This window comes from Chitinophaga sp. LS1 (assembly GCF_034274695.1).
In the GTDB taxonomy this organism is placed as follows: Bacteria; Bacteroidota; Bacteroidia; order Chitinophagales; family Chitinophagaceae; genus Chitinophaga.
Window position 1 is genome coordinate 4602014 of the sequence record NZ_CP128362.1, and the last position, 13672, is coordinate 4615685.

Below are 13672 nucleotides of genomic sequence, written 5' to 3' on the forward strand. Positions count from 1 at the left end.
TTTTATGCCACAATATATAGACTCTTATTATTTAGTTGACAACAGATCTTCCGAGGTGGTTTATGATCTATTTACAAACTATGGTTTTATAAAAGAAGAATTGGCAGGAGAATATATTATTCCTCAATATTCTTCAGAACCAACTATTATATTTTATTCGGATGTTGATTTACTTAATTATTGTGATGAAAACTTGGATTGTGATTATTTGATATATTGGGGGAATGAGGTGGAAAATTCAATAATTAGGCAAATTACATTACGATATACAAATGATGGGAAAATGATTTTTGGAATATCAATTGTTGGGAGAGAGGTTGATTCTGACATAAGCATAGCAATATTTAAGGATGTAAAAAACTATCTAAATGCCCGAATAGGCTGCATTACCGGTGAGGCACCTCCTCCATCAAATTCAATTGAATTCATTGAATTTTGTAATAAAAGATATGTCCCTGCTGGATGATCTCTCTTCAACCGAATTTCAGAAGCGATGATATGATCAGGAATTTAGAAGTCCATCCTCATAGCTCTATAAGAATTCTTATGCTATGATAGGAACAGTACATGTCGATGATAATGGGTCACATAACTATTATAGTAGATACCAGACTATGTTATTATCTGGATTGAAAGAATATAATCTGGATTTGACCGGACGATGGGGTTTAATAGGGCATGGAGTAACTATTATATTAGGAGGCACTGTTGCAGGGTGGTACAAGTGAATCCTTGCTGATTGGTTTGCGTGGCCACCGGATGACAGCAGAAGATATTACCAAACATGTAAAACGTAGTCATGAAGGCGTGTTTGGCAGTCGTATAGTAGATCCGTAAGTGGAGGATATTATATTGGTATGCAATATTCCTGGTCCTCATATCCAAAAAATCAAAAAACTGCTACTGGTTTTGGTTTAGTCTCTCCCGGCGGAGGAGTTGGGGGAAGTAATAATAAATATAAATTTGATACACATTTAAGTTGGTAATCTATGAAAGAATGGTCAATAATTCCCTTAAAATGGAATGATATTTTTATTCTTATCTTATTCGCGACAAGTTGTTTATTGGCTGGCTGGATTTTAACAATGATCCATATTTTAAAGGTAAAACCTGAAAAACTAATTCTTTATAGAAAGATTAGGGTAGTAAGGTATTTTGTTAATTCCGAAATTGCGCGTGCGGCTAGAGATAAAGAATATATAATAAGAGGAAGTGGAGCTGGAATAGTCCTTTTATTTATTGGGATAATTGCGATAATTGCGATAATTGCGATGATTTGCTGTTTAAACAGTTTGCTTGTACATTTAAATGACATCTTTAGATTAAAATAGCTGCTTCTGAAAGTCTAAATAAGTATTTAGAAAAGAGTGTAAGGATCGGATGATGAATGGTAAATTTAGTTAACCGATTTAACCTGTAAAGCGCCTCTCCACCGGGGGGGCGCTTATTTTTTTGTGTTAGGCATGTCTGTCAGCTCTATGGTGGAAGTCCCAAACACGGTTTACAGTAGGAAGTGTTAGTCCATGGCACGGGTGTCCACCGTGAGGTGGAATCTGAAAGAAGCCGGCGGCAAAAGTTCGAACCTACAAACAGAAACTGGATATAAGGAGGGGTATTGAGGTGGCAAATCAAATCCATGAATATATGGGCTTTTTGAAATTTATTGATAAAATAAACCATGGACGTCCGGGAAAAATTTTTCCTGTAGTAGTTATAGTATTATTGGGTGCTATAGCTTATTATTATGTGCAGCAGGACAGAAAACGGTTATTTAATAATAAAATATTTACGACAGGTGAAATTTACGACTACACAATGGTTGCCAGGTCGTCAGCACCAATTTTATTTGTCGCTTTTATGTTGGTGGGGTAAAATATAGTTTTTCACAGGTTGTACGTGAGGTAAAATATTTATTTCTAACTTTTCAAAGTTACCATTTTGATTGCGAAGCCTGGATTGAGTGAAAACCCTCCCCGTTGCTCTTTGGTCAACGGAGGCAGATATAAGCCAATTTATATGGTTCCAGTCGCTAACTCATCCAGAATCAGATCCTACTAAAGGTTCGAATTAAGGGAGAGGTGAGTAAAGATGAGTGTTTACTTCGAAGGTACAGAGGGGGAAATTTTATCGGATAATGGTAATGGCGTGGTTATAATCCAACCAGCATTTTAGCTAGCGCATTATTCAAACATCCTTTCACCGCAGGATTGTGGGTTCAGCACTTCAAACGGATTTGTCAGATAAACCGTTTAAAAATTCGGCGTTCTTCGGCGAAAAGAAATGGATTATAGTCGCATTGGAAACGACTGTTGGTACTGCAATTAATATGGTTGCCGGAGACGGGATAAACAAGCTTAAAGCCCGTTGGGGTGCTGCAGGTGCGACTTTTACAAATTATTACATTGCAAATAACATTTTAGGTACGGCATTAACGATATATAATAATTCACAACAACTACCAGAGAAAAAAGAAGAAAATGGTAGTAATTATTTAGAGCGGGTAGAACAATATGACTTCTGATGTTAGCGCTGGAGTAGGATAATGGTGAAAATATTTTATTGCTGGTCAGGAGACCCTTTTTAAAGTAATCAAAAAATTAATTAATGGAGAATACTTTTTATAAATGGGTTATAGAGTCTAAAACGGCTATAACCCATCTTCAATGCACAAAGCTCAGATTTCTGAAATATGAAGATTTGACTTATGAGAACTATCTCGTGAATGCAATGGAAGGTGTTAGGCATACATATGAACGTAAGCAAATATACGATTGGTACTGTTTTGCTTCAGGTGAACGTGACTTAACAATACAAGATTTTAAAGAACATTTTTTAGCTGGAATTAATCAGGAAGAGCATTTGTTATTGTTTACTGATGAAGGTCATAGTAAGAAGTGGCTCTTTATCATCTTAGTGAAGGAATTTGATATTTTTGCTTCATGGTATGAAGACTATTTTAATCGTGAATTTTATGAGTTCTCTGAATATGTCTTGATTTTCTCCCATTTAGATAAAGTTATATTTAATGACGATGAGGGAGGAATAAATGAATTTGTAGTTTTATAGCTTGGCAAGTATGAATTGTCTGATTTGTATAAATATTAGTGGTGGCCAAATTGGTCGGCCCACTACTATTTATTTAGAGATTAAGTAAAAGAAAATCTTATTACAAATTACTGGTATGACAAGTTAGGTAGGGCGGTTGTGAGTACAACAGCGATGACTAGTACAATTAGCCAAAGTGAGCAAAGTTTAGCAGGTTGGTATGTACAAGGAACAAGAATTAGGGTATTATCATGTAGATCAGGAATGTTATCTAATGGAAGCGCTTATGAATTGTCGAAGTTGGCTAATGCTCAAGTTCTTGCGCAGTCATTTGATGTATTAGTTATGCCGCCAGGAAGTTTTATGGTTAATCATGGACAATTCTACATTTGGCCTAATGATTTTGGGATACGAAAAATGATTTTATTTGGAAAATAAAAGTTATATGGAAGTTCTGGGATTTTTGAAAGAATATGAAAATGGGCCTATAAAGGTGGGTATATCCATTAGGGATATAGAGCCAATAGCTAGTCCATTATTTGAAACGTATCAGTCAGAGACGATATGTTACTTAGAACGTGCTCCAATTTTATTGGCAATGACCAGATGGATATCGGATATTGATGGTAATAGCATAGGACCATTGATAATACATACAGATGGGATTTGGATTTGGCCCAGCTATCTTGTTTATTATTTAAATAAAGGATATCAAACATTAATTTCAGATGATTTTATAAATTATATGCGTGATTTGAGTTTTATACCAAATGAACTTACAAAAGAGAGAAGAAGAAATGTGGAGGAATTTTATATTAGTACATTTGATCCTCCCAAATAAATGCTTTAAAAATTGCCTCTCTTCATTACATAAATGAAAGAGGCAATTTTTGTCACTCGCACTTTTAGAAAATGCTTGTTCTTTCAGATGACCGTGCGCTGATTCAATAAGCAGGAGGATTTTTCCAATAATATGTGAAGCAAATTATAGGCAAATACAGCTGATTAAAAAGTTTAGACGCGCTTACTTTGCAATTTATCTGCTATGCATACGTATACCCAAAGACTCAACAATTGGTATCAGTGCCTTCGTTGTACAGGCCGATAGTACTTCTCTGGGACTAACTTTTAATACAGGTACGAATCTCTGCACCAGTACGAGCGTATTGAAAAGTGAAGGAGTATTTATATTCAAAGGAACCTGCCTGAGGGTATTTCTGAAACTTCCAGGAGTATTGATAAATTGGACAAAATTGCGACTTTTGTTAATACTGGAATTACGGTAAATGATATAGTTAACCAGGGGAAAAGAGTGCAGAAGGAGAATGAAGAAAAGCAGGCTAATGCAAATTAACGGAACGATAATTAAAAATATATGATCATATTTCAAAAAAATGTTTCCTATTTTAATAGGTTATCCACATTGATGAGAGTTGTTGTTATAATAGTCATATCCATGTCATTGCTATTTCGGGCAGTAACTTATAAAGAGCACGGATGGGTGGGTTATTGGTTTTACATTATTCCCATTATCATTTTTCTAAATTCCTATTTTACAATAGTCCGGTAAGTTTTCCACAGCGATGCTGTGGAAAATAGATGTAGATAAATAAAAGAGCTTTCCAGCTGATACCAAAATAAAAAAAAGGCAATGAGGAAGTATGACTAGTACCAATCTCAAAGCCTTTGGCAAGGTGAAACACCTTGTTAGTGCAATTTTAAATGAATTGCCCCTAATAACCAAACCTCAATACAAATTTATGATTTCGCTATTTGAGGTCTGGCTATGTTTGCCTGTTCGATATACCATCTCCAATCTTAGCCGTTTTGGTACTTATTGTGAGAAAAGCATCCGATTGCAAATGGAAAAGGAATTTGATTTCGGAGGCTTTAATAGTTCTTTGATTAAGGATAACAGTGGTAAGCATCTCATTGCTGCTTATGACCCAACTTATTTGCCAAAGTCTGGAAAGCATACTCCTGGTCTGGGTAAATTTTGGAGTGGTAAAGATCAAAAAGCTGTTAAAGGTCTTGAGATAGGATGTCTGGCAATAATAGATGTCGATGCCAGAACTGCTTTCCCATTAAAAGTAGTTCAAACTCCTGATAAGACTACACTTGATGAGAAGGGAATGAGTAGGGTTGATCACTACGTGGATGTTATAAAATCAGAAGTGCTGACCTTAAAAAGTATGGTCGATTATTTAGCAGTCGATTCATATTTCATGAAACAAGAGTTTATTTTACCAATATTGAAGGAAGGATTGCATATTGTAACAAAGATGAGATCCGATGCCAATCTGATTTATGTATACAATGGGCCAAGGTCTACAGGACCTGGACGTCCCAGGATACATGGAGATAAAGTTAGTTGTGGCAGTATTGATAAGCGAAAAATCAGGGAATTTGCTGTAGATAATGACGCTGTTTATTATAGTGGTGTAGTTTGGTCTGCTATTCTTAAATGCAAGGTTAGAATTGTATACATAGAAGAAAAGGTCACGGGTAAATATGAAATACTTCTTTGTACGGATATCGAACTAAAACCAGAGTTGATACTCAACTATTATCAACTGCGCTTCCAGATTGAATTTCTTATCCGTGATGCAAAGCAACATGGGGGCTTGGAGGAATGCCAGGCAAGAAGTGAGAAAAAGTTACACTTCCATTTCAATATGGCATTTGCTACTGTGGGTCTGGCCAAAGTGTTATTTTGGATGAAACTACCAGATCAACATAGAGGTGCTTTTTCTATGAGAAATATTAAAATGGCATGGTACAACAGATTTTTAACTGACCGAATTTTCTCAAACTTGCCACTGGACTTGAATTGTAATAAAATAAAAAAGCTATATCAAAAGTGCCTGGATATAGGAAATTTGGCCGCTTAAAACTACCTAACTATTGATTTTAAATGTTTAAAGTATAGTTTGCATTGGATTAGCTTGATAGAAATTATTGAAGATGGTATTTGCCATATAATAGTTAAAAGAAAGGATGAATTGGAAATTGATATTTCTGTGCCAATCGGGGAACTCAAATTTGAATTGGTACCTATTCCATCCCGTTATACTTACTATAAATTATTAGTTTATCATAAATCTGACCTGTTAGTTTCTCAATGGGAATTAGATGAGTGGCGTAGATACCGAATGCAGAAAATAATCCAATATTTTCATCCGGATAGTAGGATGGCAAAGCAGGAAAAATTATAGGCTGTTATTTTGAGGAAGCTTATACCTTGGCAAGTAATGCGTCCAGAATTAAAGCCACCTGTATAAAATCAGGTTTGCTTTATTTGGTTGGATTTGTAAATAAGTATTTGCTCCGAAAATACGGTGTGTATACGACAGTATTTATCGTTGGGAATTCAAACAATAATAAAGGGAACCTGATTTTTAATTATGAATTCTATGTTGGAGGTAAGAAATATAAAAACATAGCCTCATATTTATACTTGTATAATAATGCAAGATGGGAACTCATAGGGAAATCGTTTCCGGTTGTATATTAGCCTAAAAATCCGGGGACAAATTTAATGCTAATCACTCCCAACGATTTTAAGTACATTGATAAATCTTACCCTGATAGTTTAAATTGGGTGTTAAAATATGTAAATGATTAGAACTCATTTCATAAATGGGTATTTGTAATTGATAGTCAATGCTTGAAGGGTAATTATGAAATGAGTTCTAGAATAATTTGAAATCAGGAATTCATAAAAGAAAGTGAGATAGAAAATAATAAATACCCGGCCAGCACTCTTTTGTTATATATGGTAAGCTCCCCATTCGAGAAGTATTGAGCCCATTCTGATATAAGGATACCTGAATATTCGATATTAAAACGGTAATAACAGGTTGGAATACTATACCTTTTATTATTAATCCTCATACAACAGGGCGATTGTTGCTTATGCAGGAAGGTACAACGTAAGGAATTGCCAAAGTTGTAGATAGGAATACCTACAAACCAACTCCGGTTATTCTTTGAGATCCGGGTAAGAAATAAATTAAGAATGAAAAATATGGAAGCAGTAATTTTAATTTTTCCTGTTGCCATTGTCTTTGTTATATTGTGTTTCAAACATGCATATCATGTAGGCGAAGTAGATGCTGCAACATTGAAAAATGCACGACTGAATGGGAGAATTTTTTGGAAAGGAGCTTATCATAAGGTTAACGCTATTCGGGTTGAGGGATTTGAAAAATATTGTGTAATTTATACTTATTATGATGAGAATGGGCAAAACCTATATAGAACTTCTCATGTAGGAGACTCTATTGCTAAATCAGCAGGTTCGGAGCTTATATCATTATATGATAAAAACGGGGTTTTAGTAGGCGTTTTTGAACGCAAGTAATTCCTTGAAATTAAGGAAAAGCTATTAAGTGCATAGTCAAAATATTTTATAGAATATCACTCTCCCCAATTCCTCCAATCATTAATAAAATACGCACAATAAATTTTGTAATCTCCTTTTATACTCTACGTTTGCTCACGTAGTTCCGCAGAATGTCCTTCATAATTCTCATGCTCTTACATACGAATACATTGTTACAGATGTGAATGATTTGTCTGACACTGATAAGAAAACAGCAGATTGGAGGATCATGGTGGAGTTGGAATTTATCATTAATTAATCAAATTAATTTTTTATGAGGATTTTTATGGGTCAGCTGATTATTATAACTAGCTGGGAATTGTTTACGATATCTAATGATGCATCAATATTAGAACGGACCACTTTTTATCTTGAAGGTAAAGCAATTCCTAATCCATTTAAATATCTTTAATATATGAGTGACTTAATTTTTGAATCAAACAGGTACTTTACTTTATTTGATGTTGTTGTTAGTCATGGGCAGCTTTTATTGCGGGCACAAAAAAATGAAACGTATTCTCATAATATTGATATCGTTTTTTGGGATACAAGTTATATTCAATTGTATACCAGGCTTTATGGAATTTCCATAAGAAAAGTAGAAAAAAATGGAGTCATAAGTTATAATTCAGTCACGGAATACTTAAATTATGATAAAAGCTATTTGTTTGAAGTATCTAGTGGAGAAGAAGTATACTATGTAGCTGCATCCTATTTAAAGGTGTTTGAAAATCAATTAGCGTTTAACGAAACAAGCTTGGGTGTACTGGAATACAGAGGGCGCGATAATGAAATAGCCACCAGCATTAAAGGATAATATAATAATGTTTGTAATATTCCTATGAATGTTAAATAAAGGGTAGGCAGACAAGTACGCTGATTTTATATTTTACTACTTTTTGGCGAAAGCTAATTTAACCAAAAGATCCCGGTCTATTTGATCGGGATCTTTTATGGTCCATCAAATTAATAAATAGAGTGAGCACACCAATTAGTGATTGTTTATGAAGAAGTTGTTTAGTCTTTTAATTTTTTACAAAAGAGGACTAAGATTGCGATCCATTGTAATGCTCTCCAGTTAGCCGCTTTTGTTTCAAATCTAATTATTAATGCTTTGAAGCTATCCATCCAGGCATTTGCTTGGTAAGTATTCGGACCTCGGCATTCCAGAATAATGTTTTACAGCCCTTATCTTTGCTGCTGTAATCATGGTATTGGCTATAAATGAAGTTCTTTGTAATTCGGGGCTAATCTGCTAATTGATGTAATCATGTATTTTTCTTCTTCCAATATGGAGGCAACAGATTAATAAGTTCATGAGCTGGGCAATCATGAAGGCGGTCATAGATATCTTTAAGATAAATATAAGGATCGATGTCGTTAAGTTTACAAGACTCGATCAGGGAGTAAAAAAGTGCTACTCTCTCTGCTCCATGTTCATTTCCGGCAAACAGGCTATTATTGCGGAAGGTAGTAACGGGTCTGATGGCCCTCTCGACGCCATTGTTGTCGGCATCGACGTATCCAAGGGTCGTAAATGCTTTTAGTTTGTGCCATTGCCCCAGGGCATAATTAACTGCTTTAATTATTGGTGTACCTGGCAGATGATCTATCTGCTGTTGTTCCAGCAACCAGATATGTATTTTATCGAGAAAAGGAACGCTATATTTCTGACGCAATGCCAATCGCTGGTCATCGGTCATCTTTTTTCTTTCGGCAAAGGCTTCTATCCTGTAAATGATGTTGAACAATGTCAATGCTTCTGCCGCTAGCTTTTTATCATATTTCTCTGCTTTCTTAAAACCGCGGCGGATATGGGACAGGCATGTCATTAGGTCCACCTCCTCATTATCTTTAAAAGCTGCTACATAGCTACCCAGGCCATCCGCCTGAAGCGTGCCCTTAAAATCTTTTAATATCTGCTGTGGAACCTTATGTCCGCGGGATGGGTTAAATTCAAACAATACTAATTTTTGTTCTTCAGATAAAAATACCCATAGCCAACCCCTGGATGGTTTGCCTTCTCCAATATCATTGAGGTAATCTAATCTTGTCTCATCGACCTTCAGATACCGGGCCTGCACAATTACTTTTTTCATACATCTCAACAGCCTTAGCAGTTTCTTAAAGGCCACCTCTTCCCAACCATTTACCGTTGATGCTGCGAAGCTGATGCCAGTAGTGCTTTTTATATACCGTAACTGACGTGTATATGGATCCCCATATCCAAACCGGCGGCTGTGTAAGTGTGCCAGCAGGCTGTTTCCTACTGTTCCTTTTTCTACCAGACGAGGGGCTACTGGTTGGCAGACAAACTTTTTATCTTCTGTACGATATTGAAGCCGCTCCTGTTGTACTTTAATAATTTTACCCGGCTTGTATTCGTAATAGGTCGTCACTTTTTTGCCCATAGGGATCAGGCCTGTCTTGTCTCCTTCGACGTCAATTGTTTCTGTCACTACTTCTATACAAGATGGTTGTACTCTTCTACCTTTATGAGCGAGATGTTTTTTCTTTTTGCGGTTGCCTTTCCGGATCTGGTCATCCACTTGTTGAATATCGCCTTTTGTGGAGGCTACTCTTATAATCTCTTCCAGTTCGGTCAGATCAAAATCAGGTCCTAAGGTTTGTTGTATGGCCGCATCTACTTTTTCACGTTCAGGTATAAATTTCTCACTCTTTTTACCCTGTAGCATTTCACATAACTCCTGTAACTGCCAGCTCTTCTTTTCTCCCTGAGCAACCTGCTCTTTTAAGAGCGCATTTTCACTTTCCAATGCTTCGATCCTGCTTTGCAATTCAATGACCTGATGTTCTCTATCAAGCATAATCTCATGTGCCTGATTCAGATAACGGTTTAATTTATCACATGCTCCATTCTTTGCTTCCAGCTGGTTATTCAGGTCATATATAATCTTACCAAACGTTATTCTCTCTCTGGTCAGAGATTCCAACAACTCCCCATTGGTCTCCGTTAGCGTGGAGATTTGTTTTAATGCATCTGTTATAGAAGTGAGTAATTCAGGGCGCACTGCTTTGTGTCATGGTATTGGCTATATTAACGCAAAAACAGCATTATTAGTTTGGCTGATCTGTTGATTTTCCTGACTTTCTTTCGTAACGCTTTCTGTACTTAATCTCGATTCCTTCCAGGATGAGCATCACATCTTTGCGTTCAATCATCATCGCCTGGCAACCAGGATCATAAACAGGTTTGCCAAAGGTGCCTCTGGCTAGTCTTTTGTAATAAAGCGCCTGACCATCTCCATCAAATTGCAACATTTTCACCTGGGTGAGACGCCCGTTAAAAAACAAATAGATGATGCCCTTAGCTAATGGATCAAGTGCCATTTGATTACGTACGATGCCTGACAAACCATTTATTCCCATCCGCATATCCGCTGCAGATGTATAGATATAAAAATTATAACCAGCTAATGACAACATTGACTAATGATTTAGCAAGGTGAGTAAATATTCTGCCGGCACAGGTTGATAAATTGCAATACCGCGCACTTCAGCAAATAAGTTTGAATTAACAGGCTCATTTGATGATGCTACAATTTTTACGGGAAGTATTGCTGGTGGTGAGGATGGAACCGGTGAAGTATTGTTTGTTTTCTTTAACCAGTAATAAAAACTGCCTTCACTTATTTGATGAGCCCTGCAGTATTCGCTAATAATCATGCCGGAATCAGGCTGCTGACGAACATGGAATGCCATGTCTACTTTTAAGGGAGAACCAGGGAGAGATCTCTGAATTTGCTTCTTTCGCATCGTTTAAATTTTGATGCAATGATCGCAATATTTAATTTCTATTCGGGAACGCCGAGAACCGAATACTTACTTTGCTTGTTCGATCTTGTAGCGTCTTTTATATAATTGATCATCAAAGTATTGATATGACTCACTGGTTTGCTTGCTATTACGGGAATTGGTAGCGATATTAGCTTCCAATTCCTTTTCCATACAGTATTCTCTGAATTCTCCTCCATCAAATCCTGCATCTGCATTTAAGAACAATCCTTTCGTATTTATTGTAGCCTCTTCGAGGGTGGTTAGCATTTCTTCAAAAGTTGAAACAATATTATAAAGATCATTGTGATTGCCGGATTGTGGCTCGCTTACACTAAGTATCTGGCCTTGATTGTCACTCAAAAACAAACTATTACTCGTTTTGCATGATTTTCGACCCTGATAGCCTACTGCATAGCCTCCTCGCTTCGATGGTGTATGACTTCCATCTAATTGAATCGAAGACAAATCAAGGATTTGGCGATTTTCCTTTAAAAGATTTATCCAGATAAGTTTCCACGATCCATCGCTGCTCCATTTATTAAAGTAGTAATACACGCCTTGCCACGTAATTTCACCATTGGGGAAATATTCTTTAATACTTAATTCTCGCCACTGACAGCCCGTTTTTAACCGTTTTAATATCAAGCTTACTACTTTCACCAAATCCACTTTTGACTTATATCCTCGCTTTCCTATACTTAAATGCGGCAATATCCATTTTCTTATTATACCTTCGCTTATGATTCCCAGGGTAGTATCTTTTGGTTCGCAAAACAAAGATCAACTATTCCTGGGTTTCGTGTTTGTATAAAGACAATTCAATAAAGACTAAACAACTTCGAATTATAATTTATTTATAATCCATTGAATTGTGATATAATTATTGCTATTTGAGGGCCTATGAAAATGAATTTATTCAAGCCGTTACGATTAAAGTTTGAGAAGCCAGATTGGGCGAGAAATCCCGAGTTTGGATTATTAGATACCGTTTTAGATCAGCATCCTGAGTTGATTAAAGTGGCAGCAGATGATGTGTTGCGGGATTGTTTGCAAAGTGGGTTTGGACGTCTTTAGCCCCTATTATGTATTTGAAGACAATCCGATTTGGCATAACGACATAAAGGGTGATTCTGCCGTCCCTGCTCCTGCTCCAGTTAAAGTAGTTACAATGGATTATCGCGTTAAAAGGGCACAGGACTTTATGAAAAGAAATCCTGGCAAAACTGTACCTTGTAAAGGTATTTTTTTGAATGCCGATCCAGGCTTTGATAGTGAGGAGTTTCGGCTGGTATGTGATCAAAAGGATATAGCGTTAAATGTGAAACCCAACAAGCGTAACAGCAAAGTCAGCACTGACCAATATCGTTATTTCGATGATGAATTGTATAAAAGGAGAATAAAAATCGAGCATGCCAATGCCTGGCTCGATGCATTTAAAGCACTATTGGTGTACTAAGAAACAAAGACATTCATATGGTTAGGATTATACTGGTTCGCTTTTATAACCTTGTTCTGTAGAAAATTATAAGTTTAAACAACTTCAATAATTAATAATATGGAATTGATTCCCCAAAATTATATAGACTTTTTATACTGGGTGAAGGCAGAAACTGAATCTTTTTGGAGTCAGGACAGAAATACTCCAGGAAATGTATACAAATGCAGAGAGTGGATGTATGGTGCTAAATGGATAGGAATGACAGAGCAGGAAATTAATGACATACAGACGAAATATTCAATCGTTTTTACTCCTGAGCATAGAAGTTTTCTAAGAATTCTGCATAGTATTGATCGAAAGAGGAGAGTTTATGATGATGTTGAAAAAGATGAGGGAGAATATGTTGAATACCCTTTCTTTTTTAATTGGTTTAGGGATGACGCAGAAATAAATCGCCAATTAAACTGGCCCTATAATACTATTTTAGAAGATATAGAGTCAAATGTTTCTTGGTTTAAAGAATGGGGCGAAAAACCAGCTACGTTCGAAGAAAGGAAAAATGTTTTTACACGGATATTCCGGACAGCCCCTAAATTGATTCCAATAACCGGTACCCGATACCAGGTTGCAGATTTGTCTTTAAAAACGAGACCAATTCTATCTGTTCGCGGAACCGATGTGGTTTTTTTTGGAGCTGATTTCCGTGAATATTTGCTTTTAGAACTAGTTAATGAGTTTAATATATATCATGCCAAATATGATGAAGAAGATGCTATCTGGATATGGGAACTGAATGAAGGATACGACAAAAAAGAATTTGGCCTCTATGGTGAAGAGAGAGCAAGGGAAGTACCTTTCTGGGGGGAGCTTCTGTTTTTTGAATGGTTCGGTAATAACTCAGGCCGCTAAAGCGCCAGTGTTTAAGCATTTTTGATATAGCTGTCTTATTTTTCTACAATTCAGATCCAGCTCTTCTAAATTTGCAAATTCAAGGAAAATATCAGCTA

General features: G+C 36.3%; 16 protein-coding genes and 1 pseudogene. 13 read left to right on the top strand and 4 right to left on the bottom strand.

The genetic code is table 11. The features are described from left to right. The first annotated feature begins 4 nt into the window (after positions 1-4). The 10 genes from QQL36_RS18960 (at position 5) to QQL36_RS19005 (ending at position 8246) form a co-directional block, all read left to right on the top strand. Positions 5-466 (top strand): hypothetical protein, encoded by a 462-nt coding sequence (locus QQL36_RS18960; protein WP_083730034.1) that lies wholly within the window; start codon positions 5-7, stop codon positions 464-466. A 523-nt stretch (positions 467-989) separates the two neighbouring features. Further along, a complete protein-coding gene (locus QQL36_RS18965; protein ID WP_321566405.1) occupies positions 990-1331 on the top strand; it encodes a hypothetical protein in 342 nt (113 codons plus the stop codon). 313 nt (positions 1332-1644) lie between these two features. After that, entirely contained in the window at positions 1645-1872 is a 228-nt protein-coding gene (locus QQL36_RS18970) for a hypothetical protein (protein WP_083730036.1), read from the top strand. A 337-nt stretch (positions 1873-2209) separates the two neighbouring features. Beyond that, positions 2210-2521, top strand: a complete 312-nt coding sequence (locus tag QQL36_RS18975; RefSeq protein ID WP_321566406.1) for a hypothetical protein — start codon at positions 2210-2212, stop codon at positions 2519-2521. 83 nt (positions 2522-2604) lie between these two features. Then, positions 2605-3066: a hypothetical protein gene (locus tag QQL36_RS18980; RefSeq protein WP_321566407.1), complete on the top strand. Its 462-nt coding sequence runs from the start codon at positions 2605-2607 to the stop codon at positions 3064-3066. 138 nt (positions 3067-3204) lie between these two features. Beyond that, positions 3205-3483, top strand: a complete 279-nt coding sequence (locus tag QQL36_RS18985; RefSeq protein WP_321566408.1) for a hypothetical protein — start codon at positions 3205-3207, stop codon at positions 3481-3483. Continuing rightward, positions 3473-3886, top strand: a complete 414-nt coding sequence (locus tag QQL36_RS18990) for a hypothetical protein (protein ID WP_321566409.1) — start codon at positions 3473-3475, stop codon at positions 3884-3886. Before QQL36_RS18985 ends, QQL36_RS18990 begins: the two co-directional genes overlap by 11 nt. Before the next feature lie 820 nt (positions 3887-4706). Further along, on the top strand, positions 4707-5936 hold the full coding sequence (locus QQL36_RS18995) for a transposase (protein WP_321566410.1): 1230 nt from the start codon (positions 4707-4709) through the stop codon (positions 5934-5936). 1136 nt (positions 5937-7072) lie between these two features. Further along, positions 7073-7408, top strand: coding sequence for a hypothetical protein (locus QQL36_RS19000; protein ID WP_321566411.1), 336 nt, complete (start codon positions 7073-7075; stop codon positions 7406-7408). Positions 7409-7844: 436 nt separating this feature from the next. Continuing rightward, positions 7845-8246 carry a hypothetical protein gene (locus QQL36_RS19005; protein WP_321566412.1) on the top strand — a complete coding sequence of 134 codons (402 nt, stop codon included), beginning with the start codon at positions 7845-7847 and terminating at the stop codon, positions 8244-8246. Between the two features lie 451 nt (positions 8247-8697). On the opposite strand, the gene tnpC is transcribed toward QQL36_RS19005, so the two are convergent. The 4 genes from tnpC to QQL36_RS19025 form a co-directional block, all read right to left on the bottom strand. After that, a complete protein-coding gene (tnpC, locus tag QQL36_RS19010) occupies positions 8698-10461 on the bottom strand; it encodes an IS66 family transposase (protein ID WP_083730637.1) in 1764 nt (587 codons plus the stop codon). Positions 10462-10507: 46 nt separating this feature from the next. After that, the gene (gene tnpB, locus QQL36_RS19015) at positions 10508-10876 is read right to left on the bottom strand and encodes an IS66 family insertion sequence element accessory protein TnpB (RefSeq protein ID WP_083730638.1); all 369 of its coding nucleotides are present in this window, start codon (positions 10874-10876) and stop codon (positions 10508-10510) included. A gap of 3 nt (positions 10877-10879) precedes the next feature. Then, positions 10880-11206 carry an IS66 family insertion sequence element accessory protein TnpA gene (gene tnpA / locus QQL36_RS19020; RefSeq protein WP_072362417.1) on the bottom strand — a complete coding sequence of 109 codons (327 nt, stop codon included), beginning with the start codon at positions 11204-11206 and terminating at the stop codon, positions 10880-10882. 66 nt (positions 11207-11272) lie between these two features. Continuing rightward, complete coding sequence (locus tag QQL36_RS19025; protein ID WP_321566413.1) at positions 11273-12004, bottom strand: transposase; 732 nt, start codon at positions 12002-12004, stop codon at positions 11273-11275. A gap of 123 nt (positions 12005-12127) precedes the next feature. Here QQL36_RS19025 and QQL36_RS19030 point away from each other — a divergent pair. From QQL36_RS19030 to QQL36_RS19040, 3 genes and pseudogenes are all read left to right on the top strand, one after another. After that, positions 12128-12295 (top strand): annotated as a pseudogene (locus tag QQL36_RS19030) (ISNCY family transposase); the annotation flags it as partial. Between the two features lie 133 nt (positions 12296-12428). Beyond that, positions 12429-12683 carry a hypothetical protein gene (locus QQL36_RS19035; protein ID WP_321566414.1) on the top strand — a complete coding sequence of 85 codons (255 nt, stop codon included), beginning with the start codon at positions 12429-12431 and terminating at the stop codon, positions 12681-12683. A 99-nt stretch (positions 12684-12782) separates the two neighbouring features. Beyond that, positions 12783-13574 (top strand): hypothetical protein, encoded by a 792-nt coding sequence (locus QQL36_RS19040; RefSeq protein WP_321566415.1) that lies wholly within the window; start codon positions 12783-12785, stop codon positions 13572-13574. Positions 13575-13672: the final 98 nt, after the last annotated feature.

Bases quoted from the DNA above. Each gene is read 5' to 3' on its own strand.
- QQL36_RS18960 (WP_083730034.1), top strand. From the start codon at position 5: ATGCCACAATATATAGACTCTTATTATTTAGTTGACAACAGATCTTCC.
- QQL36_RS18965 (WP_321566405.1), top strand. From the start codon at position 990: ATGAAAGAATGGTCAATAATTCCCTTAAAATGGAATGATATTTTTATT.
- QQL36_RS18970 (WP_083730036.1), top strand. From the start codon at position 1,645: ATGGGCTTTTTGAAATTTATTGATAAAATAAACCATGGACGTCCGGGA.
- QQL36_RS18980 (WP_321566407.1), top strand. From the start codon at position 2,605: ATGGAGAATACTTTTTATAAATGGGTTATAGAGTCTAAAACGGCTATA.
- QQL36_RS18995 (WP_321566410.1), top strand. From the start codon at position 4,707: ATGACTAGTACCAATCTCAAAGCCTTTGGCAAGGTGAAACACCTTGTT.
- QQL36_RS19000 (WP_321566411.1), top strand. From the start codon at position 7,073: ATGGAAGCAGTAATTTTAATTTTTCCTGTTGCCATTGTCTTTGTTATA.
- QQL36_RS19005 (WP_321566412.1), top strand. From the start codon at position 7,845: ATGAGTGACTTAATTTTTGAATCAAACAGGTACTTTACTTTATTTGAT.
- tnpB (WP_083730638.1), bottom strand. From the start codon at position 10,876: ATGTTGTCATTAGCTGGTTATAATTTTTATATCTATACATCTGCAGCG.
- tnpA (WP_072362417.1), bottom strand. From the start codon at position 11,206: ATGCGAAAGAAGCAAATTCAGAGATCTCTCCCTGGTTCTCCCTTAAAA.
- QQL36_RS19035 (WP_321566414.1), top strand. From the start codon at position 12,429: ATGAAAAGAAATCCTGGCAAAACTGTACCTTGTAAAGGTATTTTTTTG.
- QQL36_RS19040 (WP_321566415.1), top strand. From the start codon at position 12,783: ATGGAATTGATTCCCCAAAATTATATAGACTTTTTATACTGGGTGAAG.